Source organism: Microvirga soli (assembly GCF_016734765.1).
In the GTDB taxonomy this organism is placed as follows: Bacteria; Pseudomonadota; Alphaproteobacteria; order Rhizobiales; family Beijerinckiaceae; genus Microvirga; species Microvirga soli.
In genome coordinates, this window is the sequence record NZ_JAERQE010000018.1 from 73,571 (window position 1) to 98,862 (window position 25,292).

General features: G+C 64.8%; 26 protein-coding genes and 1 tRNA gene. 9 read left to right on the forward strand and 18 right to left on the reverse strand.

Annotated features, from left to right (window positions below):
• Positions 1 to 13 precede the first annotated feature (13 nt).
• Positions 14 to 952, forward strand: a complete 939-nt coding sequence (gene gcvA, locus JKL45_RS16300) for a transcriptional regulator GcvA (RefSeq protein WP_201862639.1) — start codon at positions 14 to 16, stop codon at positions 950 to 952.
• A gap of 21 nt (positions 953 to 973) precedes the next feature.
• Here gcvA and JKL45_RS16305 read toward each other — a convergent pair whose 3' ends face one another.
• The 10 genes from JKL45_RS16305 to JKL45_RS16350 all read right to left on the reverse strand — a co-directional run bounded on the left by JKL45_RS16305 (position 974) and on the right by JKL45_RS16350 (position 9,442).
• Positions 974 to 1,531 carry a hypothetical protein gene (locus JKL45_RS16305; RefSeq protein WP_201862640.1) on the reverse strand — a complete coding sequence of 186 codons (558 nt, stop codon included), beginning with the start codon at positions 1,529 to 1,531 and terminating at the stop codon, positions 974 to 976.
• A 183-nt stretch (positions 1,532 to 1,714) separates the two neighbouring features.
• Complete coding sequence (locus JKL45_RS16310) at positions 1,715 to 2,485, reverse strand: lysophospholipid acyltransferase family protein (RefSeq protein WP_201862641.1); 771 nt, start codon at positions 2,483 to 2,485, stop codon at positions 1,715 to 1,717.
• Entirely contained in the window at positions 2,482 to 2,856 is a 375-nt protein-coding gene (locus JKL45_RS16315; RefSeq protein WP_201862661.1) for a Fur family transcriptional regulator, read from the reverse strand. Before JKL45_RS16315 ends, JKL45_RS16310 begins: the two co-directional genes overlap by 4 nt.
• A gap of 130 nt (positions 2,857 to 2,986) precedes the next feature.
• The gene (locus JKL45_RS16320; RefSeq protein ID WP_201862642.1) at positions 2,987 to 3,472 is read right to left on the reverse strand and encodes a GNAT family N-acetyltransferase; all 486 of its coding nucleotides are present in this window, start codon (positions 3,470 to 3,472) and stop codon (positions 2,987 to 2,989) included.
• A gap of 25 nt (positions 3,473 to 3,497) precedes the next feature.
• Positions 3,498 to 4,181: a tRNA (adenosine(37)-N6)-threonylcarbamoyltransferase complex dimerization subunit type 1 TsaB gene (tsaB, locus tag JKL45_RS16325; RefSeq protein ID WP_201862662.1), complete on the reverse strand. Its 684-nt coding sequence runs from the start codon at positions 4,179 to 4,181 to the stop codon at positions 3,498 to 3,500.
• Positions 4,182 to 4,374: 193 nt separating this feature from the next.
• A complete protein-coding gene (locus JKL45_RS16330; RefSeq protein ID WP_190845328.1) occupies positions 4,375 to 4,935 on the reverse strand; it encodes a NifU family protein in 561 nt (186 codons plus the stop codon).
• A gap of 232 nt (positions 4,936 to 5,167) precedes the next feature.
• Complete coding sequence (locus JKL45_RS16335; protein ID WP_196263899.1) at positions 5,168 to 5,665, reverse strand: universal stress protein; 498 nt, start codon at positions 5,663 to 5,665, stop codon at positions 5,168 to 5,170.
• A gap of 90 nt (positions 5,666 to 5,755) precedes the next feature.
• A complete protein-coding gene (gene trpS / locus JKL45_RS16340; RefSeq protein WP_201862643.1) occupies positions 5,756 to 6,796 on the reverse strand; it encodes a tryptophan--tRNA ligase in 1,041 nt (346 codons plus the stop codon).
• Positions 6,797 to 6,928: 132 nt separating this feature from the next.
• Positions 6,929 to 8,485 carry a murein biosynthesis integral membrane protein MurJ gene (gene murJ / locus JKL45_RS16345; RefSeq protein WP_201862644.1) on the reverse strand — a complete coding sequence of 519 codons (1,557 nt, stop codon included), beginning with the start codon at positions 8,483 to 8,485 and terminating at the stop codon, positions 6,929 to 6,931.
• A gap of 330 nt (positions 8,486 to 8,815) precedes the next feature.
• The gene (locus JKL45_RS16350; protein ID WP_201862645.1) at positions 8,816 to 9,442 is read right to left on the reverse strand and encodes a DsbA family protein; all 627 of its coding nucleotides are present in this window, start codon (positions 9,440 to 9,442) and stop codon (positions 8,816 to 8,818) included.
• 178 nt (positions 9,443 to 9,620) lie between these two features.
• Between JKL45_RS16350 and JKL45_RS16355 the strand changes: the two genes are divergently transcribed.
• On the forward strand, positions 9,621 to 10,517 hold the full coding sequence (locus JKL45_RS16355; RefSeq protein ID WP_201862646.1) for a protein-L-isoaspartate O-methyltransferase family protein: 897 nt from the start codon (positions 9,621 to 9,623) through the stop codon (positions 10,515 to 10,517).
• A 7-nt stretch (positions 10,518 to 10,524) separates the two neighbouring features.
• On the opposite strand, the gene JKL45_RS16360 is transcribed toward JKL45_RS16355, so the two are convergent.
• The 4 genes from JKL45_RS16360 to fabA all read right to left on the reverse strand — a co-directional run bounded on the left by JKL45_RS16360 (position 10,525) and on the right by fabA (position 16,398).
• Positions 10,525 to 13,164 carry a GGDEF domain-containing phosphodiesterase gene (locus tag JKL45_RS16360; protein ID WP_201862647.1) on the reverse strand — a complete coding sequence of 880 codons (2,640 nt, stop codon included), beginning with the start codon at positions 13,162 to 13,164 and terminating at the stop codon, positions 10,525 to 10,527.
• A 309-nt stretch (positions 13,165 to 13,473) separates the two neighbouring features.
• A complete protein-coding gene (gene fabI, locus JKL45_RS16365; protein WP_312896973.1) occupies positions 13,474 to 14,304 on the reverse strand; it encodes an enoyl-ACP reductase FabI in 831 nt (276 codons plus the stop codon).
• 159 nt (positions 14,305 to 14,463) lie between these two features.
• The gene (gene fabB, locus JKL45_RS16370) at positions 14,464 to 15,687 is read right to left on the reverse strand and encodes a beta-ketoacyl-ACP synthase I (protein ID WP_201862648.1); all 1,224 of its coding nucleotides are present in this window, start codon (positions 15,685 to 15,687) and stop codon (positions 14,464 to 14,466) included.
• Positions 15,688 to 15,876: 189 nt separating this feature from the next.
• Positions 15,877 to 16,398: a 3-hydroxyacyl-[acyl-carrier-protein] dehydratase FabA gene (gene fabA / locus JKL45_RS16375; RefSeq protein WP_190845321.1), complete on the reverse strand. Its 522-nt coding sequence runs from the start codon at positions 16,396 to 16,398 to the stop codon at positions 15,877 to 15,879.
• Between the two features lie 260 nt (positions 16,399 to 16,658).
• Here fabA and irrA point away from each other — a divergent pair, with 260 nt between their 5' ends.
• Both irrA and JKL45_RS16385 read left to right on the forward strand, forming a co-directional pair.
• Positions 16,659 to 17,129 carry an iron response transcriptional regulator IrrA gene (gene irrA / locus JKL45_RS16380; RefSeq protein WP_246498578.1) on the forward strand — a complete coding sequence of 157 codons (471 nt, stop codon included), beginning with the start codon at positions 16,659 to 16,661 and terminating at the stop codon, positions 17,127 to 17,129.
• Positions 17,130 to 17,283: 154 nt separating this feature from the next.
• Positions 17,284 to 18,147 carry an EamA family transporter gene (locus tag JKL45_RS16385; protein ID WP_201862649.1) on the forward strand — a complete coding sequence of 288 codons (864 nt, stop codon included), beginning with the start codon at positions 17,284 to 17,286 and terminating at the stop codon, positions 18,145 to 18,147.
• Positions 18,148 to 18,162: 15 nt separating this feature from the next.
• Here JKL45_RS16385 and JKL45_RS16390 read toward each other — a convergent pair whose 3' ends face one another.
• Positions 18,163 to 18,309, reverse strand: coding sequence for a DUF3096 domain-containing protein (locus tag JKL45_RS16390; protein WP_081929037.1), 147 nt, complete (start codon positions 18,307 to 18,309; stop codon positions 18,163 to 18,165).
• Positions 18,310 to 18,382: 73 nt separating this feature from the next.
• Entirely contained in the window at positions 18,383 to 18,931 is a 549-nt protein-coding gene (locus JKL45_RS16395) for an SH3 domain-containing protein (protein WP_376771044.1), read from the reverse strand.
• Positions 18,932 to 19,081: 150 nt separating this feature from the next.
• On the opposite strand from JKL45_RS16395, the gene JKL45_RS16400 reads away from it, so the two are divergent.
• From JKL45_RS16400 to JKL45_RS16410, 3 genes are all read left to right on the forward strand, one after another.
• Positions 19,082 to 20,074 carry a 2-hydroxyacid dehydrogenase gene (locus JKL45_RS16400; protein ID WP_201862650.1) on the forward strand — a complete coding sequence of 331 codons (993 nt, stop codon included), beginning with the start codon at positions 19,082 to 19,084 and terminating at the stop codon, positions 20,072 to 20,074.
• Between the two features lie 154 nt (positions 20,075 to 20,228).
• Positions 20,229 to 20,606 (forward strand): response regulator, encoded by a 378-nt coding sequence (locus JKL45_RS16405; RefSeq protein WP_201862651.1) that lies wholly within the window; start codon positions 20,229 to 20,231, stop codon positions 20,604 to 20,606.
• A gap of 195 nt (positions 20,607 to 20,801) precedes the next feature.
• Positions 20,802 to 21,521, forward strand: coding sequence for a Crp/Fnr family transcriptional regulator (locus JKL45_RS16410; protein WP_201862652.1), 720 nt, complete (start codon positions 20,802 to 20,804; stop codon positions 21,519 to 21,521).
• On the opposite strand, the gene JKL45_RS16415 is transcribed toward JKL45_RS16410, so the two are convergent.
• Entirely contained in the window at positions 21,496 to 22,767 is a 1,272-nt protein-coding gene (locus tag JKL45_RS16415) for a flavin monoamine oxidase family protein (RefSeq protein WP_246498579.1), read from the reverse strand. The genes JKL45_RS16410 and JKL45_RS16415 overlap by 26 nt on opposite strands.
• Positions 22,768 to 22,871: 104 nt before the next feature.
• On the opposite strand from JKL45_RS16415, the gene JKL45_RS16420 reads away from it, so the two are divergent.
• Positions 22,872 to 23,600, forward strand: a complete 729-nt coding sequence (locus JKL45_RS16420; protein ID WP_201862653.1) for a sulfate transporter family protein — start codon at positions 22,872 to 22,874, stop codon at positions 23,598 to 23,600.
• 13 nt (positions 23,601 to 23,613) lie between these two features.
• On the opposite strand, the gene JKL45_RS16425 is transcribed toward JKL45_RS16420, so the two are convergent.
• Positions 23,614 to 24,717, reverse strand: coding sequence for a complex I NDUFA9 subunit family protein (locus tag JKL45_RS16425; protein ID WP_201862654.1), 1,104 nt, complete (start codon positions 24,715 to 24,717; stop codon positions 23,614 to 23,616).
• Between the two features lie 178 nt (positions 24,718 to 24,895).
• Here JKL45_RS16425 and JKL45_RS16430 point away from each other — a divergent pair.
• Positions 24,896 to 24,980 (forward strand) — tRNA-Leu (locus JKL45_RS16430).
• Positions 24,981 to 25,292: the final 312 nt, after the last annotated feature.

Sequence of the window (25,292 nt, forward strand, 5' to 3'; positions counted from 1 at the left end):
CTCATAGGTCCCCATGTCCCGTCGCCGTCTCCCGCCCCTCAATGCTCTACGCGCCTTCGAGGCCGCAGCCCGTCACCTCAGTTTCGAGAAGGCCGGCGACGAGATCGCCGTGACGGCAAGCGCCGTGGGCCAGCAGGTGAAAGCGCTGGAAGCCTGGATCGGGCGGCCGCTCTTCCTGCGCCAGCCAAGCCGGGGCGTGGTGCTGACGCCCTTGGGCGAGCGCTATGCGGTGTCCGTCACGGAGGCGCTTAACCGGCTCGACGAGGCAACGGCACGGGCCCTGCGTCCGGAGGCTTCCAACGTCATCACCGTCAGCGCCATGCCGAGCCTTGCCTCGAACTGGCTCATCCCGCGGCTCGGCGCCTTTCGGGAGCGTCACCCGGAGCTGGATGTCCGCGTCTCGGTGTCGGGTCACCTCACCGATTTCGATCGCGAGGACGTAGACGTGGCGATCCGCTTCGGGCGCGGCAACTATCCTGGCCTGTGCACGGACCTGCTGATGGAGGAGTTCTTCTTCGCCGTGTGCAGCGCCGGCCTGCTCAACAACCCGGACCGGCCTCTGCGCGAGCCTGCTGATCTGCTGCGTCACACCCTGATCTACGAGGCCGTCGACGGCGTCCCGGACTACACCACCTGGGACCGGTGGCTGGCAGAGGTCGGTGTCTCGGGGATCGATACCTCGCGCAGCCCCCGCTTCACCCACACCTATCTCTGCCTGCAGGCCGCCGCTTCGGGGCAGGGCGTGGCGCTCGCCACCAATGTGCTCATCGGCGATTACCTGAAGGCGGGCCGCCTCGTCCGGCCTTTCCCGCATCAGGTGAAGGGTGCCTACCAGTATTACATCGTCTGCCCCGAGGCGACGGCGGACCGGCCTGCGCTGGCAGCCTTTCGCGCCTGGCTGCTGGACGAGGCGCAGGCGCAGGCGGCGGAGGCCGATGTAGATCGGGATTGATGGTCGACTAGGGGATGATGTCTACTTCAAGTTGGATAGAGGCCAATTCAACTTCCAGCCCTGCTCAGTACGAATGACGCTCGTTTCGAGTTCCTGGGTTGAATCAGTTTCGTTTAAGATTCCGACTTTGAGGTTGATGCGGTCATTGCCGTCCCAACCTAGAACCTCCCAAGATTCCTCAGGGTGACCCTTTGGGGTGCTGTAAAGAAATTCCTGTTTGGGACTATCGGAAGTAAAGGACCAAATTGCGATCTCGTATGCGCGTTCAAAATGGGGGTCGCTGTCGGCAGACACGAAGGATCGACTGTTCGGTGAAAACTCGGGAAGGCTGCTCAGAAACACAGTGTGTCCTGATTGGGCGCTGATAATGTTTGCACCCCCTCCCTCATACAGAGAGTATCCTACAACATACGTTTTCTGATCCTGCCTATAGCCGCGCAACTCATATTTCACGCAATCGGCCGCCACGCCTTTTTCACAGGCTTCGCGGTCGTCCCGGTAGCTTTTGGTTTTTCCAGATTCCAGCTTCAGGATCAGAACATCGCCTTCACGAATGGCGAGGCCGTTCAATTGAGCCAAGCAATCCGCTTCGCGTTCGCATGAGACCGGAGCCGATAAGGGACTCTCTAGAGCCAACAAGGGACTTCCCAGGAGAAGGGCATAGACCAATCCTAGAAAGCGCATTGGCTACTCCGCGTTACTCCGATGTTATTGTTACAACAAAGCGCGATGCTATCCAATCGTCCTAGTTTCGGAAGGTTCTTAAGCCGCCCTCAGCGCCCGCCGCACCTCGGCTTCGGCGAAGGCGGTGGCCTGCTTGCGGTTGCCGTTGAACGGCATCGGCTCGCCCCAGGTCACCACCACGTCGAGCGGGATGCCCTGGATGAACATCCTGAGATGGGACGCGAGATCCATGTCGCCGTACCAGGCGATGAACGGGCGGTCGCGCCGGGTGACGGGCAGGCCGTGGCGATGGGTGTAGGTGATGGCGAGCGGCTGCATGAGCACGCGCTCGACGCTGTCATGCATGAGAGCCGTCTGGGCCGCGCCGACCAGCGAGGAGCGGAAGGGCAGGAGCCGGTTGCCGTCGCTCGTGGTGCCTTCGGCAAACAGCACGACCACCTCGCCCTTCACCAGCCGGTGGGCCAGCGCATCGTTGACCTCCGCCGTCGCCTTGCGGCGCTGCCGGTCGATGAAGACGGAGCGCTGGAGCGTCGCCATGAAGCCCACCACCGGCCAGCCCTCGATCTCGGATTTCGCGATGAACGAAAGCGGGTGCAGGGATCCGATCACCGGAATGTCGAGCCAGGAGACGTGGTTCGACACCACGATGGTGGCCGCCCGGCCCGGCGGCGTGCCGCGCTCGATCACGCGCACGTTGAAGATTTTAAGAAACGCCCGGTGAAACCACGCCGGCAGCACATGCAGAATGGCCGACCAGCCGAGGCGCAGGGCAAGCATCTGCAGCGGCACGAGCACGAGGCTGCACAGGCCGAGCAGCAGAAGCCGGAAGACGACGGCGATTTTCGTCACGCGTCGTCCTTGTCCAGCGGCACTGCATAGAGTTCGAGCCGGTGATAGACCACCTTGTAGCCGAGCCGCCGGGCGATCTCGTTCTGCAGCGCCTCGATTTCCTCGGAGCGGAACTCGATCACGTCGCCGGTTTCGAGATTGATCAGGTGGTCGTGGTGCTCGCGGGCCGCCTGCTCGTAGCGCGAGCGCCCGTCGCGAAAATCGAGCCGCTCCAGAATGCCTTCCGTCTCGAACAGCTTCACCGTGCGATACACGGTGGAGAGCGAAATGCGGTCGTCGACTTCAGCGGCGCGGCGATGCAGCTCCACCACGTCAGGATGATCCTCGGCCGAATCGAGCACCTGCGCGATGATCTTGCGCTGACCCGTCATGCGCAGGCCCTTGTCGCGGCAGGCGCGCTCGATGGCGTCCGACCGGCGCGTTCTGGCGGATGTGCTGTTGCGTGTGGCCAAGGTTAAGCGACTCCCTGAGGAGGCTTATAAGCGAGGTGAGCGGAAGGGGCTATAGGTCGAGCGCCATGGTCAGGGCCGAAGCCTTCGTTCCGTCGGCCTTGTGGTAGTAGCCCGCCCGCCGTCTGGTCTCGCGAAACCCTGCCCGGCGATAGAGGGCGATGGCCGGCCCATTGCCCTCCTCGACCTCCAGGTGCACGCGGGCGACACCCCGGCGGGACAGGGCGTCGAGATGGGGGGTGAGAAGGATGCGGGCATGGCCCTTTCCACGCGCCTCGGGGGCGATCGCCACCGTGATGATCTCCGCTTCGTCGAGCACGATCCGCGACAGCACGAAGCCGGACGGTTTCTTGGCCCGTCCGAGGAAGAGCCCGTCCGCCACGATGCCGCGCTCCCCGAGCATGCGCTCGAAGTCGAGGGTGCCCCACGGCCGTGGGAAGGCCGAGGCGTGGATCGCCGCGAGCCGGGCGGCGGCGGCGGTGCCGACGGGCTCCACATGGGGCGCAGGCGGATGGAGGAAGCGGTCGATAATGCTCATCGCGCGGCTTATGCTGGGAGAGTTCCTATTGCCGTGCGATCCGCGCCCCGTCCTGCGGCTTGGCGTCAGGCTCGCGCAGGTAGAGCGGCTTCGGCAGGGCCTGGGCCGGGTCGGCGAGCGCCCCGAGGCGCGCCACCCAGGCGATATCGGGGAAGGCCGACATGTCGCTGACCTGCGCCTCGACCCCTTGGATCCGGGCCTCTGCCGCCAGCATGGGGGCGGCCGATCCGGCCACGACGATCGGTCCCGAGCCGAGAAGCCGGATCGCCTCGCGATAGGTCATCAGCCCCGGTGGGATGATGGCGCGCCCGCCCGGCGCGACGGCCTGGATGTAGAGGTGTCCGTGCTTGGCATCGATGGCGGCGGTGAAGAGCCCGCGCCTGTCGCCCACCATGAGCGGGGCCAGGAAGGCCGAGAGCGTCGCAACCCCCACGACGGGGATGCCGGCCGCCAGGCCGATGCCGCGGGCGGCGCTGATGCCGACCCTGAGGCCCGTATAGCTGCCGGGCCCGACCGTCACGGCGACCCGGTCGAGACTCTCGAAGCCGCCGTCCACCTGGGCGGAGAGCCGGTCGAGAAGCGGCATCAGGGCCTCCGCGTGGCCGCGCTCCATGGGGATGGTGTCGGCGGCCAGCGGCACGGTCTCTCCGGCCTCGACGATGCAGGCTGAGCAGGCGCCGAGGGCGGTATCGATGGCAAGGACGCGCAACATCTGTCTCCGTCAGGTCGTGACGTTTCTTTAGAGCATGAAGCCGAGGAGAGGGAACCCGATTTGTCGTTTCCTTGGAAATTTGAGCCCGCCCAGCCTCAGGCGGACAGCCAAGGCCCGGATCAAACAAAAAGCGCGGCCCAGAAGAGCCGCGCTCGATCTTTGTACTCTCAGGCTTGTCCGGAGCAGCCCTTTAGACCGCCTGCACCTCGCGCACGTCCGGCAGGAAGTGGCGCAGCAGGTTCTGGATGCCGTGGCGGAGCGTTGCGGTCGAGGATGGGCAGCCGGAGCAGGCGCCCTTCATGACGAGATAGACCGTGCCATCCTTGAAGCCCCGGAAGGTGATGTCGCCGCCGTCCCCGGCCACCGCCGGGCGGATGCGGGTCTCGAGCAGCTCCTTGATGGTCTCGACGGTGGCGGCGTCCGCGTCGTCGAAGAACTCCTCGCCGTCCTCTTGGCTGACGCCGTAGCCGTTGGCGAAGAGGGGCGCGCCGGTCATGAAATGCTCCATGATCGCGCCGAGAATCGCCGGCTTCAGGTGCTGCCACTCGCCATCGGCTTTCGTCACGGTGACGAAGTCGTAGCCGAAGAACACGCCGGTGACGCCTGGCACGGCAAAGAGGCGCTCGGCCAGCGGGGAGACTTCACCCTGCTCGGGATTCTTAGCCTCAAAGGTGCCTTCTGGCATGACCACGCGGCCGGGCAGGAACTTCAAGGTGGCGGGATTGGGGGTGGCTTCGGTCTGAATAAACATCGTCGCGTGTCCTCTGCGCCGGTTCAAGGCCGGCCGAGTGGTGGATTTAGAATTGTTCTAACAGGTTCCTCTCCCAATGTGGATCGAATCGGGGCGGATTCCAAGGGGAGAAGCGATGCTCAAACGTCATCCCGGGGCTGCGCAGCAGAACCCGGGAACGCTGGACGGACATAGCGCCTCATTCGGAGAACGATCCCGGATCGGCTTGCGCCGTTCGGGATGACGGAGACCTTTATCCCGCGAGCGCGTCGATTTCCTCGTCCGACAGGCCACCCGGCACGATCACGATGGGGACCGGAAAGGAGGCGGCGGCGCGCCCGCCCAGAGTCGAGACCAGGGGGCCGGGGCCTTCCTTGCTGCTGCCGGCGCCGAGCACCAGGAACGAGATGTCTTCGTCCTCCTGGATCAGCTTCATGATCTCGTCCGCCCGCGTGCCGACGCGGATGATCTGCTCGGGCTCGACGCCCGCCGCGTTGCGTGCCTCGCGAGCAGCCGTATCGAGAAGCTTCTGGGCTTCCTCGCTCGCCTCCTCGATCATGGCCTCGCCCACGCCGATCCACTCGAAATTATCGGGCGGGTCGACGACCGCGAGCATCACCATGCTGGCGCCCGTGCGGGCCGCGCGGCGGGAGGCGAAATGCACCGCCCGGGCGCATTCCGGGGTCTTGTCGACCACCACCATGAATTTCGGCCTGTGGCCCGATTCGTAAGATCGACGCTTGTCGCTCACGGAACGCTCTCCTGATGACCCGGGATGCTGCCCTGCCTTTGGGGCAAGGGCAAGCGGGTCGCATGCCGCTCTTTTAAGCAGCGCCCGAGGTCAGCGCGACCGTACGAAACCCACGATGTCCTTGACCGAGTCCATGGTGACGGAGGCCAACGCCCGCGCCCGCGCGGAGCCGTCCGACAGCACCGCGTCGATATGGCCGGGATCGCCCATGAGGCGGCGCATTTCGTCGGCAACCGGCGAGAGCTTCGTCACGGCGACATCCACCAGTGCCGCCTTGAAGCCGGAGAACTGCGCGCCGCCATGCTGGCGCAGCACCTCTTCCGGGGTGGTGTCCATGAGGGCCGCATAGATCGCCACGAGGTTCTCGGCCTCGGGCCGGGCCTTCAGGCCCTCGACCTCGGAGGGCAGGGGCTCGGGATCGGTTTTCGCCTTGCGAACCTTCTGGGCGATGGTGTCGGCGTCGTCCGTGAGGTTGATGCGCGAATAATCGGACGGGTCCGACTTCGACATCTTCTTCGAGCCGTCGCGGAGCGACATGACCCGGGTAGCCGGGCCCTGGATCATGGGCTCGGTCAACGGGAAGAAGGCCTCGCCGAAGCCGTGGGCCGCGATCGACTCGGCCCAGTCGTTGTTGAACTTCTGGGCGATGTCGCGGGTGAGCTCCAGATGCTGCTTCTGGTCCTCGCCCACCGGCACATGCGTGGCGCGGTAGACCAGGATGTCGGCCGCCATCAGGCTCGGATAGGCGTAGAGGCCCACAGAGGCGTTCTCCCGGTCCTTGCCGGCCTTGTCCTTGAACTGGGTCATGCGGTTGAGCCAGCCGAGACGGGCGACGCAGTTGAACACCCAGGCGAGCTCAGCGTGCTGCGGCACCTGGGACTGGTTGAAGACGATGTGGCGCTTGGGGTCGATGCCGGCTGCGAGGAACGCGGCGGTCACCTCCCGGATCTGGCGCGTGAGATCACCGGGGTTCTGCGGCACCGTGATCGCATGCATGTCCACGACGCAGTAGATGCAGTCGTGCGTCTCCTGCATGGCCACGAAGCGCTTGATGGCCCCGAGATAATTCCCGAGATGAAGGTTTCCCGTAGGCTGAACGCCCGAGAACACCAGCTCCTTGAACTGCGCCATCGCCTTGAACTCCCGAGGGACACATAGGCGAGCCAGATAACCCGCGCGCTGCCCCAAACTCTTTTTCAATGCATCGTCCTGACGGAAGGCGAAAGACCTGCCTTCCCGGAACGTGCTTCTCTGCGGCGCGGGTTATGACAGGCCCGCGTCGGGACGCAAGGGTTCTGACGATTTTTTCGTGAGGGAGGCCCAATCGTCGCGGGTCACGGCGCCGGTCGCGAGGGCGGCAAGCGCATAAAGAATGAGGCCGCCGAGGCAGAAGGCCGCCAGCACGAGGGGCTCCGCCTCGGGAAGCGCATGTCTGGCGCCCAGGAGCCCCAGGCTCATGACCAGGGTTGCGGCACCTATCCGCACAAGGCGTCCCAGGCCCTGCGCATCCGGCGACCAGAGGCCGATTCGGGACAGCCCCAGGATCACCGCGCCCGTGTGTGCAAGGCAGCCGAGGCTGACCCCGAGCGCAATCCCGGCCGGGCCGAACGGCCCCACGAGCAGGAGGGAGGCGATCACGGTCACTACGAGACCCGCAAAGGCGGTGGCGAGCGCTGTTCTCAAGGAACCCAGGGCGAAGAGAGTCTGGCTCAGAACCTTCGCCAATGTGGCGAAGGGAAGCCCCAGGCTCAGGGCCATGAGCACCAGGGCGGTGCCCTCCGTGTCGGCGGATCCGAAGGCACCGCGCTCGAAGAGAACCGTGCTGATGGGGCGGGCCAGGATGAACAGGGCGGCGCTGGCCGGCAGGGCGAGCAGCAACGCCACTTCCAGGGCCCTTTTCTGCGCATCCACGAGGGTTTGGTGCTCGCCAGCCTGATACCGCCGGGCCAACTCAGGCAGGAGCAGGCTCGCGCTCAAGCCCGCCATCAGCCCGAGCGGCAGCTGCATCACACGCTCGGCGTAGTAGAGCCAGGAAACACCTGAGGGCCAGAACGAGGCGATCTGGGTGGCGGCGAGAAAGTAGATCTGCACCGCGCCGCTCGCTGCCAGCACGGGCAGCCCGGCCAGCAGCAGGCTTTTCAGCACAGGCGACCAGCGCGGTCGGCGAAAACGCACGAGGTGCGAGCCGCCCTGCAGGAGCGCGGCTGCCATGATGGCGAGCTGGATCAGGCCGGCGAGGGATGAGGCGGCGGCAAGCCATGCGGCCTTTTGGGCGAGCGGAAGATCGAACCCGCTCTCGATCACCACGAGCGCCAGGATCAGCCCGCCATTGACTGCGAGCGGCGCAAGGGCCGTTGCGGTGAAGCGCCCGCGCCCGTTGAGAACGGCAGCCCCGATGGAGGCCAGCGTCACGCAGATCACGATGGGAAAGGACAGGCGGGTATAGAGCGCGACCAGCGCCAATGTCTCGCCGTCATCGTGCAGGCCCGGTGCGAGGAGAAGGGCGATGAGGCCCGCGCCGATCTCAATGAGGCCGGTGAGGGCCAGCAGCACAAGGGCGAAGACGCTGAGCGCATCGCCCGCCATTGTCGCTGCCTCGTCTGGCTCCAGGCGGCTCAGGGCCGGTACGAGCACCGGATTGAGACCGCCCTCACCGACAACGCGGCGCACGAGGTTGGGCAGGCGCAACGCCGCGAGAAACGCATCCGCCACCGGGCCGGCGCCCAGAGCCTGGGCGAACAGCACGTCGCGCGCGAAGCCGAGGATGCGCGACACGATGGAGCCGAGGCCGACCAGAAGGGAGGAGCGGAGGAGCGACATGCGTTTCGGACTTAGCCGGATCGCTTCGTCTCGTGCAACTTTCCCTTACGGGTGCGACTGCATGAGACCCTCCCGCAGTGGCCATCCCCGGACTTGATCCATAGATCAGTCGCGGCCATCCACGTTTGAGGAAACACCACACCTCATCCTGAGGAGCAGCCGCAGGCTGCGTCTCGAAGGAGGATCCAGAAACCACTGGAAGCTCCTTCGAGACGGATTGCTGGCGCAATCCTCCTCAGGATGAGGACAGAGGAAATCTAATTGGATTGAATACGTGGATCACCGGCACAAGGCCGGTGATGACGTGAAGGGACAATCGAAAGAGAGCGTTTACCCCCTTGCCTGCGCAATCGCCTCGCGCTTCTGGGCCAGCGTCATGCCACCCCCATAGGATTGCGTCGCGACCAGGAAGGACGGGGTGGCGACGAAGCCGAGCGACTCACCGAGCTTGAGGGTGTCTTTCATCCATTGTGTAGTGCGCTCGCCATTGGCCGCTTCCTCCAGGCGTTGGCGATTGCCGCCGTGGCGCTCGGCTTCCGCGAGCGCCCGCCCCCCATCCACCGCGCCGCGCAGGCGGAAGAGGGCGAGATGCAGGTCGAGATAGCGCTCGGGGCCGTGGAGCTGGAGATAGGCGAGCGCCGCCTTGTGGGCCGTCACCGACGGGATGCCGAGCACGGCGAAATTCACCAGCACGTAGGTGAGGTCCGGCTCCGCCTTCAGGAGCGCCGGCAGGTCCCCGGCCGAGCGTTTGCACCAGGGGCAGTTGTAGTCGAAATACTCCACCATGATCACGTCGCCGTGCTTGTGACCGAGCCGCACGGCGGACGGCAGGGCCAGCGTGTCCTCCACCAGCTCGATGGGAACGAGCTGCGGCTCCGGGGCCGATTGCGCGAAGGCGGGGATGCTGGCGCTGGAGGCGGCAAGGCCGGCCAGAAGGGTGCGGCGGGACAGGATCATGACGAAGTGACTCGGCTGAAGGGAAGCCCGTCCTGACGCCCGATCGTGGCGATGGCAAGGCCAAGGTTTGCGATCTCGCGAGCCTGTGAAAAGCCAGACCCGGTACGAAGCTCGGCTATTCAGTTGCACTTCTCGCCGTTCCTGCGGACAATCGGGCCAAGAGGTGAGGAAAAGCCCGATGAGTTCCGTTTTCAGCCAGGACGAACTGGCCCTAATCCGGCGCGCCTATGCCAAGCAGATTCTCACGCTCTCGGGCATCGCGAATGACCCAAGGTTGGAGGAAGCCTTCGCGGCCGTTCAGCGCGAGCGCTTCCTGGGCGCGCCGCCGTGGCTGATGTCGCGCGGGGCCAGATACGAGGCCGTCGCATCGCACGATCCGGTTGTGATCTATCAGGATGCGCTCTTCGCTCTCGCGTCCGGACAGGGCGTCAACAACGGCAGTCCGTCCCTTCATGCCCACTGCCTTCACGCCCTGTCGCTGTGCGAAGGCGAGCGCGTGGCCCATATCGGCGCGGGCACGGGCTACTACACGGCGCTCATGGCGCATCTCGTCGGCGCAAACGGCCATGTGCTCGCCGTCGAGTTCGACCCTGTTCTGGCCGAGCGCGCCCGGGGCAATCTGGCCGATCTTTCCAATGTCACCGTCGTTCAGGGCGACGGTGCCGAATGGCCGCGCGAGGACGTGGATGCGGTTTATGTGAATTTCGCCGTCGAGCGGCCGGCCGAGGCCTGGATCGAACGCCTCAAACAGAGCGGCCGGCTGATCTTCCCGCTTGGCATTCCACGGCCGAAGCCGAGCTCACGGGGAGGGACGCATTCGCTTCATGGCGCGGGATTGTGCGTGACACGGAAAAGCACCGGCCTTGCCGTGCAATGGCTGGGTCACGTGTCCTTCGTCTGTGCAGAAGGGCGCCTGTCGCAGCCGGGCGAAGACAGGCAGGCGCTGCAGGCCGCCTTCGAGCGCGGCGGCATGGAATTCGTGCGCAGCCTCGTCTGGCGGGAGAGCGCCCCGCCTGGACGATGCTGCTTCACCGGATCGGGCTGGGCCCTGTCCTACGATGAGGTGCCTGAATGAGCAGGGATCACATGCCCTGCCACGATGCGATGAAGGACGGCACGTCGCCCGCCGGCATCGGGCGTCCGAAATGGTAACCCTGGACGAGGTCGCAGCTCATGCGCTGCAGGAGGGAGGCCTGGAAGGCCGTCTCGACGCCCTCGGCGACGATTTCGATCCCGAGATTGTGCCCGAGGCTCACGACGGCCTTCACGATGGCCGTATCCCCGGCATCGGATTCCAGGCCGCTCACGAAGGTTCTGTCGATCTTGAGCGTGTTCACCGGGAAGCGCTTGAGATGGGACAGGGAGGCATAGCCCGTGCCGAAATCGTCGAGCGCGATGGTGACGCCTTCGACGCTCAAGGTCCGCAGAGCCTGTTCCACCAGCTGGGTGCTGGATCCGAGAAACACGCTCTCGGTCACCTCTACCTCGAGGCAGTACGCCGGCACGCCCGCCTGCCGCAGCTCCTCAAGCACGCGCTCGGCGTAATCGCCGCGCCGGAACTCGGCCGCCGACGCGTTGACGGCGATGCGCCCGATGGACAATCCGGCATCGAGCCAGCGGCGCATGTCGGACAATACGCAGGCGCGCATGCGCTCGCCGATAGCGGTGCCGAGTTCGGTATCGTTGAAGGCCGGGGCGATCTTTTCCGGCGACTGGATGCCGCCGCGCGGATGCTGCCAGCGCAGGAGGGCCTCGAAGCCGCCGATGGCGCCTGAGGCCAGCACCACCTTGGGCTGGTAGAACGGCATGATCCAGCGGGATTCCAGGGCTTTCGCCGCTACTTCCAGAGCCGAGGCCGTCCTCTGCGCCTCCTGGCGCAGGGCCGGAACGAACATCTTGAACGCGCCGCGCCCCGAGGTCTTGCTGTAATAGAGCGCCAGATCGGCCTGCTTCTGGAGATCCTCGGGACTGGTTCCTGCCCCGAGCGCGACTGCGCCGCCGATGCTGGTGCGGCAGTCCAGCGCCTTGCCGCTGCGCCTCAGCGGCTCCTGCATCCGCGACAGGATCGCCCGGGCGGTCTCGGAAACCTCCTCTTCGCCGGCGACGTCGGGCAGGATCACGGCGAACTCGTCGCCGCCTAAGCGGGCCACGACCGCATTGGCCTTCACTGTCTCGCGCAGACGCTGGGCGAACTCCTTCAGGAGATCGTCGCCGGCATCGTGGCCGAACCGGTCGTTGATCTGCTTCAGGTGGTCGAGATCCATGACCAGGAGGCCGACGGCATGGGACTTGGCTGGCGCCTCATCCAGAACCTGCTTGAGGCGCTCGCGGAAGAACCTCCGGTTGGCAAGCCCGGTGAGGTCGTCATGATAGGCCGCCCGGTGCAGCTGCTCCTCGGCGAGCTTGCGGTCGTGGATGTCCTCGACGGTCCCGTACCAGCGGATCACCGTGCCGTCCTCGGCAAAACGCGGGATCGCTCTGCTCCGGAACCAGCGGTAGCTTCCATCCGCAAGGCTCCCGCGGCATTCCACGTCCAGGGGTTCCTGCGTACGAACAGCTTCGATCCATTTCTGCTTCACGTTCGACCGATCGTCGGGGTGCAGCACCGTGGCCCAGCCCAAGCCGACTGTATCTTCATGGGGGATTCCCATCAGCTCGTTCCAGCGCGTGGAGGTGCTGAGGACATGGCCTTCAGCGTCAGCCGTCCAGGGGATCTGCGGGTTCAGCTCGACCGAATAGCGGTAGTGCTCCTCGCTCTCGCGCAGGGCCGCCTCGCTCCGTTGCCGTTCGATGGCCAGGGCCGCCAGATGCGATACGGCGTCGATGCTCGCCATCTCTCCTTCATTCGGAGAACGCGGCTCGTCATAATAGAAGCCGAAGGTGCCGAGCACATCGCCGGAACGCGACAGAATCGGCTTCGACCAGCACGCCCGCAGGCTGTGCTTCAGGGCGAGATCGCGCCAGGGAGCCCAGAGCGGATCGCTGGCGATATCCGACACGATGACGCTGCTGCGGGTATAGGCGGCCGTGCCGCAGGACCCGACCGACGGCCCGATGGGCAAGGGGTCGATGGCCGCGTTGTAGGCCGGGGGAAGGTTGGGGGCAGCTCCTTGCCTGAGCAGCCCGCGCTCAGGATCGAAGAGAAGGATCGAGCAGCGAGCCCCGGCAATCTGGTCTTCGGCTAGACGGCAGAGAGCTGTCAGCACCTCGGCGAGCGGTCGTCCGGCAGCGATCATCTCCAGGACCCGCGTCTGCCCCTGGTGGGTCAGTTCGGCAAGCTTGCGGTCTTGGATGTCCTGGGTGGTGCCGTACCAGAGAATGACCGCCCCGGCCTCGTTCCGGCGCGCTCCCGCGCTGGAGCGGAACCACCGGTAGCTGCCGTCGGCTGTCTTGATCCGGTACTCGCATTCGTAGGACGCACCGGATGTCAGGGTCTCGCGCCGGGCCTGCTTCAGGCGGGCGGCGTCGTCCGGATGCACGAATTGCAGCCAGCCATACCCCAGAAGGTCTTCGAGGGGATAGCCGATCATCTCCGCCCAGCCAGGCCCGATATAGAGGATATTGCCCTCCATATCCGAAACCCAGGGGATCTGGTGGCTCAGCTCAATGGCGTAACGGTATAAACTCTCTTTTTCGTAGAAAACATTGCAGGCATCATCGAATACCGTCTCTCGATAAAGACTACCTCCTTCAAAGGGAGAGCTGGACCGGTTGCGATGCATTGAACGAACTTGATAATACTACAAGATGAAGACAAAAATCTTGGCCGACATAGCTCCATCTGTCCATCCGGCAAAAGACATCTTGCCGTTGCAAGGGTTAATTAAGTTGACGTTCGGGCTTTCCCTTACGGCATTCCGAAGGCTTGTGATGCTCGCCTGCAGAGGGAACGCAGGGCAGAAGCGGCTTCGTTAAGGACATCTGCAGAATTTCAGATGGCGGCCGGATCGCATGCGAAAAGGCCGGCCGTCTTGCAACGGCCGGCCCCAACATCTTCAGGGATCGATCAGTAGCGGCGGGAAAGTCCGGCTTTAGCCTTCTTCGCCCGTCACGCCGGCGGCGTCCTGCGCTTTCAGCACCTCGGGACGCGGCATGGAGATGATGTTGTAGCCGGAATCCACGTAGTGGATCTCGCCGGTCACACCCCTGGAAAGGTCGGAGAGCATATAGAGGGCAGCGCCGCCCACATCCTCGATGGTGATGTTCTGGCGCAGGGGCGAATGGGCCTTCTGGTAGGTGAACATGAGGCGCGCGTCAGCAATGCCCGCGCCTGCGAGCGTCCGTACGGGGCCAGCCGAGATGGCGTTGCAGCGGATGCCGGCGGGGCCGAGATCGTTGGCGATGTAGCGCACGGAAGCCTCGAGCGCCGCCTTGGCCACGCCCATGACGTTGTAGTTCGGCATGACTCGGGTCGAGCCGCCATAGGTCAGCGTCAGGATCGATCCGCCCTGGCGCATGCGCTTGGCGGCGCGCTGGGCGATCTCCGTGAAGGAGAAGCAGGAGATCACCATGGTGCGCGAGAAGTTCTCGCGGGTGGTGACGTCCACATAAGGGCCCTTGAGCTGCGACTTGTCGGAAAAGCCGATGGCGTGGACCACGAAGTCGAGGCCGTCCCAGGCCTTGTCGAGGGTGTCGAACACCGCGTCCACGGAGGCGAGATCCTCCACGTCGCAGGGGATAACCAGGTTGGAGCCGAGCGACTGCGCCAGGGGCGTCACGCGCTTGCCGAGCGCCTCGCCCTGATAGGTGAAGGCGAGCTCCGCCCCTTGCTGGGCCACGGCCTTGGCGATGCCCCAGGCAATGGAGTGATCGTTCGCGACGCCCATGATGAGGCCGCGCTTTCCTTGCATCAGACCGCTCACGTGGGTCCCCCTCTGCATCGGCTCCAGGGTGCGACGCCAATTGTTATGAAAGTGTGCATCGCGAGCCGGAATTATGGTGTCGATGAGCATGTCCATGCGATGTCCCCCTTGGAATCACCGGGGCATCGCACGGACCTGTCTCAGGTTGATGACTCAGTCTTACCCGTTGTGACGGCTGAAGACGAGTGTGGCATTGGTGCCGCCGAAGCCGAAGGAGTTCGACAGGACCGTGTCGATCCTGGCGTCGTCGACGCGCTTGCGCACGATGTTCATGTCGGCGAATTCCGGATCGATCTCGTCGATATGAGCGCTCTCGCAGATGAAGCCGTTCTGCATCATCAGCAGAGAATAAATCGCCTCCTGGACGCCGGTGGCGCCGAGCGAGTGGCCGGTGAGCGATTTCGTGGCAGAAATCGGCGGGCACTTGTCGCCCGAGCCGAAGACCGTGCGGATCGCCTCGATCTCTTTCTGGTCGCCCACGGGGGTCGAGGTGGCGTGCGGGTTGATGTAGTCGACCGGGTTGTGCACGTCCTTCAGGGCCATGCGCATGCAGCGGATCGCGCCCTCACCGGACGGCGCCACCATGTCGTACCCGTCCGAAGTCATGCCGTAGCCGACGATCTCGCCGTAGATCTTGGCCCCGCGGGCCTTGGCGTGCTCCAGCTCCTCCAGAACCAGTACGCCAGCGCCGCCGGCGATGACGAAGCCATCGCGGTTGACGTCATAGGCGCGCGAGGCGCGCGACGGGGTGTCGTTGTACTTGGTGGACATGGCCCCCATGGCGTCGAAGAGGTTGGACATGCTCCAGTCCAGGTCCTCGCAGCCGCCGGCGAACATCACGTCCTGCTTGCCGTACTGGATCATCTCGTAGGCATTGCCGACGCAATGGTTCGAGGTCGCGCAGGCCGACGAGATGGAATAGTTCACGCCCTTGATCTTGAACCAGGTGGCGAGCGTCGCGGATGCCGTTGAGGACATGGCCTTGGGCACTGCGAACGGACCGATGCGCTTGGGGCCCTTCTCGCGGGTGATGTCGCCGGCTTCCAGGATGATGCGGGTGGACGGACCGCCCGAACCCATGATGATGCCCGTGCGCTCGTTGGAGATCTCGCTCTCCTCAAGGCCGGAATCCCGGATCGCCTGATCCATGGCCACATGGTTCCAGGCCGTGCCTTTGGCGTGGAATCGCATGGCGCGGCGATCGACGAGCTCCTCCGGGTTGAGGGTCGGAGCGCCCTGCACCTGGCAGCGGAAGCCGTATTTCGCGAAATCCTCAGCCTTGCTGATGCCGGATTTCGCTTCGCGCAGGGAGGCCAGCACCTCCTGCGTGTTGTTGCCGATGGACGACACGATGCCCATTCCGGTGACGACGACGCGCCTCATAGCCTACCTCTTCAAAGGACCTTCACGGCCGGTCTTAACGCTTCAACACGTAAGGCCGACGACGCGCATTCTCAACAGTGAGCCATGCGAATGGGATAAAGCGTGATCCCAAGAACGAAGGCCCTGTCGTGGAACGACAGGGCCGGTTCTTTAAAAAAGATTGCGCTTTGTCAACAGTTTGGATCGGAACTACCCGCCGGCGGGCGTTTCGGCCTGGAACAGCCCGACGCGCATGTCCTTGGCCTCATAGATCCGGCGCCCGTCGGCCTCGAGCCAGCCGTCGGCGATGCCGAGCACCAGCTTGGAGCGGAACACGCGCTTGAGATCGACCCCGTAGACCACCTTCTTGACGGTGGGCAGCACCTGATCGGAGAACTTCACCTCGCCGACGCCGAGCGCCCGGCCGCGGCCCGGGGAGCCGCCCCAGCCGAGGAAGAAGCCGGTCATCTGCCAGAGGGCGTCGAGGCCGAGGCAGCCCGGCATCACCGGATCGCCCTTGAAGTGGCAGGGGAAGAACCAGAGGTCCGGCCGCACGTCGAGTTCCGCCACCACATGGCCCTTGCCATAGGCGCCGCCATCCTCGCCGATGGAGGTGATGCGGTCGAACATCAGCATGGGCGGGAGCGGCAACTGCGCATTGCCGGGACCGAACAATTCTCCGCGCCCGCAGGCAAGGAGCTCTTCATAATTAAAGCTGGACTGGCGGGCCATGCCGGGTGCCGATCCTTTCCCTAGCGTCTCAAAAAGGGCCTCAAGAAAGCCTCGGGGCCTCGGTGCGGCTCTGGTAGCACAGGCTTGGCCGTCCATCAAAGGGACCCCGGCCGGGATTTTTCGATCCTTGAGAACTCTGCAAGATCCCTGTCGCTCCAAAAGCCGCCCCTTGGGGCCTTGGGGTGTGCCTTGCGGCAACCCTCTCGCTTTCTTATTATCGTGATGGTAGAAGCCCGCATTCGTCCATTCAGTTCCGTGATATGACCGATCCTTTGTCTGCCTACATCGCATCCACGACCGCTCCAGTGAGCCGGAGGGGCTGTCCCGTATCCGAGCTGCGGGACAAGCTGCGCCGCGTGGGCCTGCGCCCGACCCGGCAGCGCGTGTCCCTGGGCTGGCTTCTGTTCGGCAAGGGCGACCGGCACCTCACGGCCGAGATGCTGTTCGACGAGGCAACCCGCGCCCGCGTGCCGGTGTCCCTGGCCACCGTCTACAACACCCTGCACCAGTTTACGGAAGCCGGCCTCCTGCGTCAGCTCGCGGTGGATGGCGCCAAGGCCTATTTCGACACCAACCCCACCGAGCACCACCACTTCTTCCTGGAGGAAGAGGGCGAGATCGTGGATATGCCGGCCTCGGGAATCAGCGTCGCCGACCTGCCTCAGCCGCCCGAGGGCATGGAAGTGGCGGGCGTCGAGGTGATCGTGCGCCTGCGCCGCAAGAGCGCGTAAGACTCCTAAGTCCTTCTCGGGAGAGCGGCGCGCCCGTTTAGCGCATCGAGCGAAAAGTGGCCCCGGTTTTCCGCATTCAACGATGGGCCGCTTAAAGGATTGAGCATCGGATCAATCCCAAAAGTGCCTTCCACTTTGGGGTCCGATGCTCCAGATGCCGCTCAGCCACAGCCTTGCCGCCCTTCTCGTCACGGTCATCTGGGGCCTGAGCTTCGTCGTGATCAAGCTCGGTGTCGGCACCACGCCGCCCCTGCTGCTGGCAGCCCTTCGTTTCCTCTTCGCCGCCATTCCGGCGATCTTCTTCGTCCCACGCCCGAAAGCCCGCTGGACGAATGTCGTGGCCTTCGGCGTCGCGCAGTTCGGGCTCCTCTTTGCCGCCATCGCGTTCGGCATGCCGGCAAGCCTCGCCTCCGTGGTCATGCAGGCGCAGGTCTTCTTCACGATCCTCTTCGCCGCCGTCCTTATGAACGAACGGCCCGGGCCGCATCAGATCGTCGGCGGCATCGTGGCCGGCCTGGGCCTCGTCCTCATCGCCTGGCCGCGCATGACCGGCGGAGGCGCTGGGCCCTTCCTCATGACGGTGATCGCCGCCGTGTGCTGGGGCGTGGCCAACATCGTGTCCAAGCGGGCCGGCCGGGTCGACATGCTGGGCTACATCGTCTGGTCGAGCCTGGTCGCGCCGCTGCCGCTTCTGGGGCTGTCCCTGTGGCTCGATGGTCCGGATCAGGTGCTCGCCGCGCTGACCCGCATGGACGGCGGGACCCTCGCGGCCGTGGCCTATCTTGCCTATCCGACCACGATCTTCGCCTTCGGGATCTGGGCCTATCTGCTCTCCCGCCACCCGGCCGCCACGGTGACGCCCTTCGCGCTCTTCGTGCCGGTCGCCGGGATCCTGGGCTCAGTCCTCATCCTGGGCGAGGCCGTACACCCGATCGAGGCCGCCGGCGGGGCCGTGATCGTGCTGGGTCTCGCCTTCAACGTGTTCGGCCCGCGCCTCATGGGGCGCCGGACGGTTTAGGACGGGCCGTAGCCCTCAGCGGATGAAGCCGAAGCCCACGAGGCCGTAGACGATCAGGAAGATCGCCACGAAGACGTTGAGAAAACGGGGTGCCACCAGGGAGGCGATGCCGAGCACGATGGCCAGGATCGGGAGCAGCTTGAAGCTCAGGTTCAGACTCATGGGAGAAGGCTTCCATCGATCGGGTTACGATGTTGCCTTCTAGCTCTGTAATTCTTGAAAAATCGGTAAAGCCCTATTCCACCGTCTCGTTGGGATAAACGCCCCACAGCTTCTCCTGCTGGATGTAGCCGTCCACGTCCCGGGCGCCGTCCATGCTGATCATCACCCGGCACCACCGGCCGTCGCAGCCGTTCACGTTGGTGATCACGCCTGGCTGAAGATGGGCCACAACGCCGCTCTTCTCGTCGGCGCGGTCGAACAGGCTGATCGGGGGCTGATTACCCTTGGCCCAAGGCATGGCCAAGGCGGTGCGACGTCCCGACAGGAGCGAATGGAGAACCCAACCCTCGGTGCCTTCCGAATCGCGGATGCGCCGCCAGGTCTCGTATTCGGCGATGATCTCTACGGGAAGGCCCGCGCGCTGGAACACCCAGGCGGTCCGGTGGTCCTTGGAGGGACCTTCGCGCAGGTTCACCCGGTCGGTCTTGAGGCTGACATAGCGGGGCACGGGCAGGCCGGTGCCCAGGCGTCCGCCCGGAGACTGCTGCGCCAGGGCTGCGCCGGTGCTCAGGCTCACGACAGCAAGGGCAAGGATGATCTTGCGCATGGTTCTTCCGATCATGACTTTGTCTTGGATGGCCGGCTCTGGTAGAGAAGCTTGACGTAGGCCGCCGCGCGGCGGGTCGTCCTCTTTGATGACTGAGCCAGGGTTAAGAGAGCGTGAAACTCATTACAGTTCGCGGTTTTTTCAGTGTTAGGGGCTTCTGAGCCGATGAAAAAAAGACCCTTGGTCGTTGTCACCCGCCGCCTGCCCGACGTGATCGAGACGCGCCTGCGCGAATTGTTCGACACGCGCCTTAACCTCGAGGACAAGCCGCTCTCAGCCGAAGAGCTCGCGGAGGCGGTCAGGGCGGCCGACGTGCTGGTTCCCACCATCACCGACGAGATCGATGCGGGCATTATCGGACAGGCCGGTCCGAACCTGAAGCTCATCGCCAATTTCGGCAACGGCGTCGACAACATCGACGTGTCGGCCGCGGTCGCCAAGGGTATCACCGTCACCAACACCCCCGGCGTGCTCACCGAGGACACGGCGGACATGACCATGGCGCTGATCCTGGCGGTGGCCCGGCGTCTTCCAGAGGGAACCCGCGTGATCCCCGAAGGCGAATGGTCCGGCTGGTCGCCCACCTGGATGCTCGGGCGGCGCATCACGGGCAAGCGCCTCGGCATCGTCGGCATGGGCCGCATCGGCCAAGCACTGGCCCGGCGTGCGAAAGCCTTCGGGCTGTCGATCCACTACCACAACCGCCGCCACGTGCCGCCGAAGATCGAGGCGGAGCTCGAGGCGACCTATTGGGAATCCCTCGACCAGATGCTGGCCCGCATGGACATCGTGTCCGTGAACTGCCCGCATACGCCCGCCACCTATCACCTGCTCTCCGCGCGGCGCCTGAAGCTCATGAAGCCCGACGCGATCCTGGTGAACACCGCCCGCGGCGAGATCATCGACGAGGGGGCGCTGACCAAGCTCATCGAGGCCGGCGCCATCGCGGGCGCGGGCCTCGACGTGTTCGAGGAGGAGCCCGCCGTCAATCCGCGCCTCGTACGGCTCGCCAAGCAGGGCAAGGTGGTGCTCCTGCCCCATATGGGCTCGGCGACGCATGAGGGGCGCGTCGCCATGGGCGAGAAGGTGATCGTCAACATCCGCGCCTTTGTCGACGGCCACAAGCCGCCGGACCGCGTGCTGCCGAGCATGCTCTGAGCCTGTTCCGAGGCGAGTGGAAAGCTTGGGACGGTTAATTTTCCGGTCTCGACCCTTGCTCTCATGATGCTCTAACATATGTTAATCGAGACGAATCGCGTGAGCCGATCCACGCCACTCCGACCCGCGTTCTTGGCGCGAGAAATCAGTTTTGATGGACGGCCATGCAATCCCCTCACGTCCTGTGGTTCTTCTCGTCGAGGATGAGCTCTTCGTTCGCATGGCAACCGCCGATGCCCTTACGGATGCCGGGTTCGAAGTGATCGAGACTGCCAATGCCCAGGCCGCCCACGAGGCTCTTAAGGATCGCACCGATATCCGCATTCTCTTCACGGACGTGCAGATGCCGGGGTCTATGAATGGGCTGGAACTCGCATCCCTCGTGCGCCGTGAATGGCCCCATATTGCGGTCGTCATCACGTCAGGTCATTTGCATCCGGAGAGCGGCCACCTGCCGGAAGAGGCGGTCTTCATCGCCAAGCCTTATAGCGAGCAGGCTCCCGCGAAGGTAATTCAGTCCTTGCTGTTTTAGGCCCGATAGAAGCTGAACCCCTCACCTGCTTCATGAGCAATGCGCATGATCGGCCCCGAGAGCCCACGAGGACGTGAAGGTGTGGGCCGCGACATTGTGAAACCAAAATCAAACTCAAGCATAAACATATGTGAGTGCGGCTAAGAACGGAGTTTGGCCAGTACAGGGCTGTTCCTACCCCCAGCTATGACCCGTATGACCAACCCCCTGATCTTAAAGCTCGAACAGCGCGACCAGCTCTCTGATGCCGAGAAGAGAGCTCTGGAAACCGCGATTTCGCGTGTCAGGGTTGTCGAAGCCGATGAAGACATCGTGCGGGAGGGAGACCGCCCAAACGAGAGCTCCCTGCTCCTGGATGGCTTTGCCGCCCGCTACAAGATCGTGTCGAACGGCCGCCGGCAGATATCCGCCCTCCACGTTCCAGGCGACTTCCTCGATCTGCACAGCTTCCTCTTGAAGACGATGGATCATGGCGTCCTGGCGCTCACCACCTGCCGCATCGCGGCCGTTCCGCATGCGACGCTGGAGAAGATCACCGACGAGTATCCGCACCTCACCCGGATGCTCTGGCTGAACACGCTGATCGACGGCGCCATCCACCGGGAATGGCTCACCGCCATGGGACGACTCTCGGCGACCGCCCACATGGCGCACCTGATCTGCGAGCTTTATCTGCGTCTCAAGCTGGTCGGCCGTGCCGAAGGCGATACGGTCCAACTGCCCATCACGCAGGCCGAGCTCGGCGACACGCTCGGGCTCTCGACCGTCCACGTGAACCGCGTGCTGCAGGAACTGCGCAAGGAAGGGCTGATCCGTTTCCAGGGCGATGCGCTGACAATCCTCGACTGGGAGCGGCTGAAGACAGTGGGTGAGTTCACCTCCACCTATCTCAGCCTCCAGAACGAGGACCGGTAAGCTTAGCGAGAATCTCGCCGGCAGCACGCTCGCCTTCCTCCCAGGCACCGCCCGCCGTGCCCCATTGCGCCCGCGACAGCGCCTCTCCGGCAAACCAGATCATCTCGCCGACCGGCGCCTTCAGCGCATCGCGAACCGCAGAGAGCCCCGGCGGCACCACCGCCCAGGAGGCGCGCGACCAGGGGTCGTTGCGCCAGGCGGTGCTGTGCAAGGCCGAGAGATTGCGGATGGCTTGGTGGCCGAAATGCTCCGCCAGCACCATGCGCGCATAGCGGTGCGGCGCGTGAGCGTCCCGCCGGTCGAAGCTTGCAGCGATGGGCTGGTCGAGCTCGAAGAAGTGGAACGGCGTGTTGTCGATGCGGGTAAGAAGCCCCGGCGGCTCCCGATGCCGGCCGGTGAGGCTGGCCAAGCGGTCGGCGCCGCGAAACGGCGAATCCGGCCAGTGCAGCACCACATGCTCGTAGACGCCCTGGGTGAAGCCGTGGATTGCCTCCTGGACGGCGTTCGGCAAGGCAGGCGCGAAGCGGATCGTGTCCTGCTGCAGCACCGCCATAGGGGTCGTCACAACGACGGCTTTCCCGCGCATCGTTCCGGCGCTGCTCTCGACCCGCACACCTTCCGCCGACCAGTTGATGGACCGGACGATGACCCCGAGACGGATCGGCAGACCTCGTGCCAAGCGGCGAACATAGGCGCCGAGCCCGCCGGCGATGAAGAGGTTGTCGGCATATTCCATGCTCGGGAAATCGTGCAGGCTGACTTCGTCGAGCGGCCTTCCTGAGACCAGCCCATGAATGGCGGCAACCCGCCGCCCCTGCGGGCCCATCGGGGGCAGGGCTCTTGCGGCCGCCTGGTCTTCGCGGGCCTTCGCCGCTTGCGTCATGGCCCGGTCGGCCATGGCAAACGCTCGGTCAAGCGCCGCGCTCTCGGCCGGGCGCCCCGGCCGGCCGCGCACGAAAAAATGCCCGTCGACAGGTGCCCGGCGCAGGGGCTCGCGCCGCACGCGACCGAGCTTCACCAGCGGATTGATCGGGCCCGCATGAAGCCAATGGGCGCCGAGATCGAGTGGATGGCCCTTGAAGCTCCGCGTGAGCGTGCGCCCGCCGATGCGGTCTCTGGCCTCAAGGATCGTGACAGTCAGCCCATGGGCGAGGAGATGCCGGGCCGCCGCGATGCCGGCGCTGCCTGCGCCGACGATGATCACGTCCGGATCCGCCGCAGGCGTAGTCGACGATTCGGTTTTCAACGGCACAGGCTCCCCACCCCTCGCTTTGCAGCGGCTTCGTTCATAAGTAAGCTCCGCACCACGCATCAAGCGTGGCCGTAAATTCTCCTGGAGACGAACGACAGATGCTCATCCAATCGGTTTTCGCGGCAGCCCGCGAGGTCTTCTCGCCCGCGCTGCGGCGCATCCTCTGGAAATCGATCGGATTGACCCTGGCGCTGCTCGTCCTGGTCTGGCTCGGCCTGACGAAGCTCTTCGACATCTTTCTCACCAATCACGATCTCAGCGCCAGCTACCCGATCATCGACAGCTTCGCGTTCTTCCTCGCGGGCTTCGGGCTCTTCGTGGCGCTGATCTATCTGCTGCCGGCGGTCTCGGCCATCGTGGCGGGCTACTTTCTCGACGACGTCGCCGAGGTGGTGGAGCACAAGGATTATCCGGCCGATGAGCCGGGCCGGGCGCTGCCCTTCGGCAAGGCCATTCTCTACGGCATCCGCTTTGCCGGCCTGTCGCTGCTTGTGAACCTCGTCGCCCTGCTGCTGTTCTTCATTCCCGGCATCAATATCGGGGCGTTTTTCGTCGCCAACGCCTATCTGCTCGGACGCGAATATTTCGAGCTGGCGGCGGGCCGCTTCTGGCCTGCGGAGGACGTGGCGCGCCTGCGCACCGAGCACCGGGGCACGGTGCTGGCCGCCGGTGCCGTGCTGGCCGGCCTGGTGCTTGTGCCGGTGGTGAACCTCATCACGCCGGTCTTCGGTGCCGTGATGATGGTTCACCTGCACAAGAGACTCACCCGCGGCCGGGCGGTGATCCCGGATCGCCGGGAGGGCCAAGCCTCCCTCGGGAACCGTTAAGGGGCCAAGCCGCTCAGCGGCTCGCCTGCTGGCCGATGGCCGGGCCGGACGCCCGCTCCGGATGGAAGTCGGATTCAGCTCCTCCTGACCGGGGAGCGAGCAGGTCCGGCATCGTCTGCGTGGCGTTGCGCTTGAGGTCGAACTGGCCGGTCTTGCGGAAACGCACCAGGTAGCTCGGCACGATGGCCTCGATGGTAGTGGGCGTGATGCCCATTCCCTGAAGCGTGCGGCCCTCCGTAACGGCGCTGTCCGACACCACGTTGTCGCTCTCGAGCAGGATCGCCTGGTCGCGCGTGGTGACGAGCTCGTTCGGCAGGAGGCCGAGGGTCAGCCAGTCGAGGGCGCCCATGACGCTGCCCATGGCCCTGGCGGCCTTTGCCGGCACGGGCACGATGGCGCGCTTGCGCTCGGTGACCTCGAAAACGAGCTCCATCATCTGGCGCAGGGTGCGGATCTCGGGCCCGCCGAGCTCATAAACCCGACCGGTCGGCACCTGGCCGTCCACCGCCGCCACGATGGCCGCGGCCACATCGCCCGCATAGATCGGCTGGAAGCGGGTCTCGGCTCCGGGCAAAGGCAGCACCGGCAGCATGCGGGCCAGTGTCGCGAAGCGGTTGAAGGAGCCGTCGCCCGGGCCGAACAGCAGGGAGGGGCGCAGGATCACCGCATCCGGGCGCTCCCGAAGCAGAGCGGCCTCGCCTTCGGCCTTGGAACGGGCATAGTCCGATTCCGAGTTGGCGTCCGCCCCGATGGCCGAGACATGAGTGATCGAGACCGCCTTCTTGGCCAGCCGCGCGATCATGGCGGGCGCCTGGGCCTGAAGGGTGTCGAAGCGCTGGCGGCCCGTCTCCTGCAGGATGCCCACGAGATTGATCACGTGATCGGCCCGGGCCACCGCATGGGCGACCGAATCCTCATGGCGCAGATTGGCATGGATCGGCGCGATCTGGCCGACCTTCCCCAAGGGAAGAAAGTTCGCCATGTTGGGCTGCCGGGTCGGCACGAGCACCCGATAGCCGCGCTGGGCCAGACAGCTCACCACATAGCGGCCGAGAAAGCCTGACCCGCCGAAGACGGTGACGATTTGCTGCTCAGGCGTGCGAAGGGCACCGATCATGAAACTCTCCTGCCCGGCAAGGGACTTGCATGGAGCTTGGGTGGGAAATGTAGAACGTCTCTAGTCAAACGCCGCTGCCCTGTGAAGAGGTGCAGCTTCAAGAAAGCGCATCCGTCGCATTTTCAACGATTGACGAAGCCTGCGAACCACCGTAAACGAAGCCTCGCCGAACAGGCAGGCCCAGGTGGCGGAATTGGTAGACGCACTGCTTTCAGGTAGCAGCGGGTAACACCGTGGAGGTTCGAGTCCTCTCCTGGGCACCATCTTTCTTAGATGGTCCAACGCCTTTCTGATCAACGACTTTTCTAATCCTTCAACGCTCTTGAAGGTCCCTTGTCTCACACAGGGATCTCACCCATTACGTTCACGATGGCTCGTCCGTAAAAGGGCAAGAAGACGGCCAAGCCCCACTTTCGGCAAGGTACCCCCCACCGATTGATGGGGTGCAGTAGGCTGCGCTGCGCTGCTATCGCCTCCATGTGCATTGTGTCCGGCGCACTAAAGCGCTTTTGGTCTCAGTGTAGGGCATAGCCGGCATGCCTGATCCAGCCTTTGGCATCTTTTGCCGTGATGGT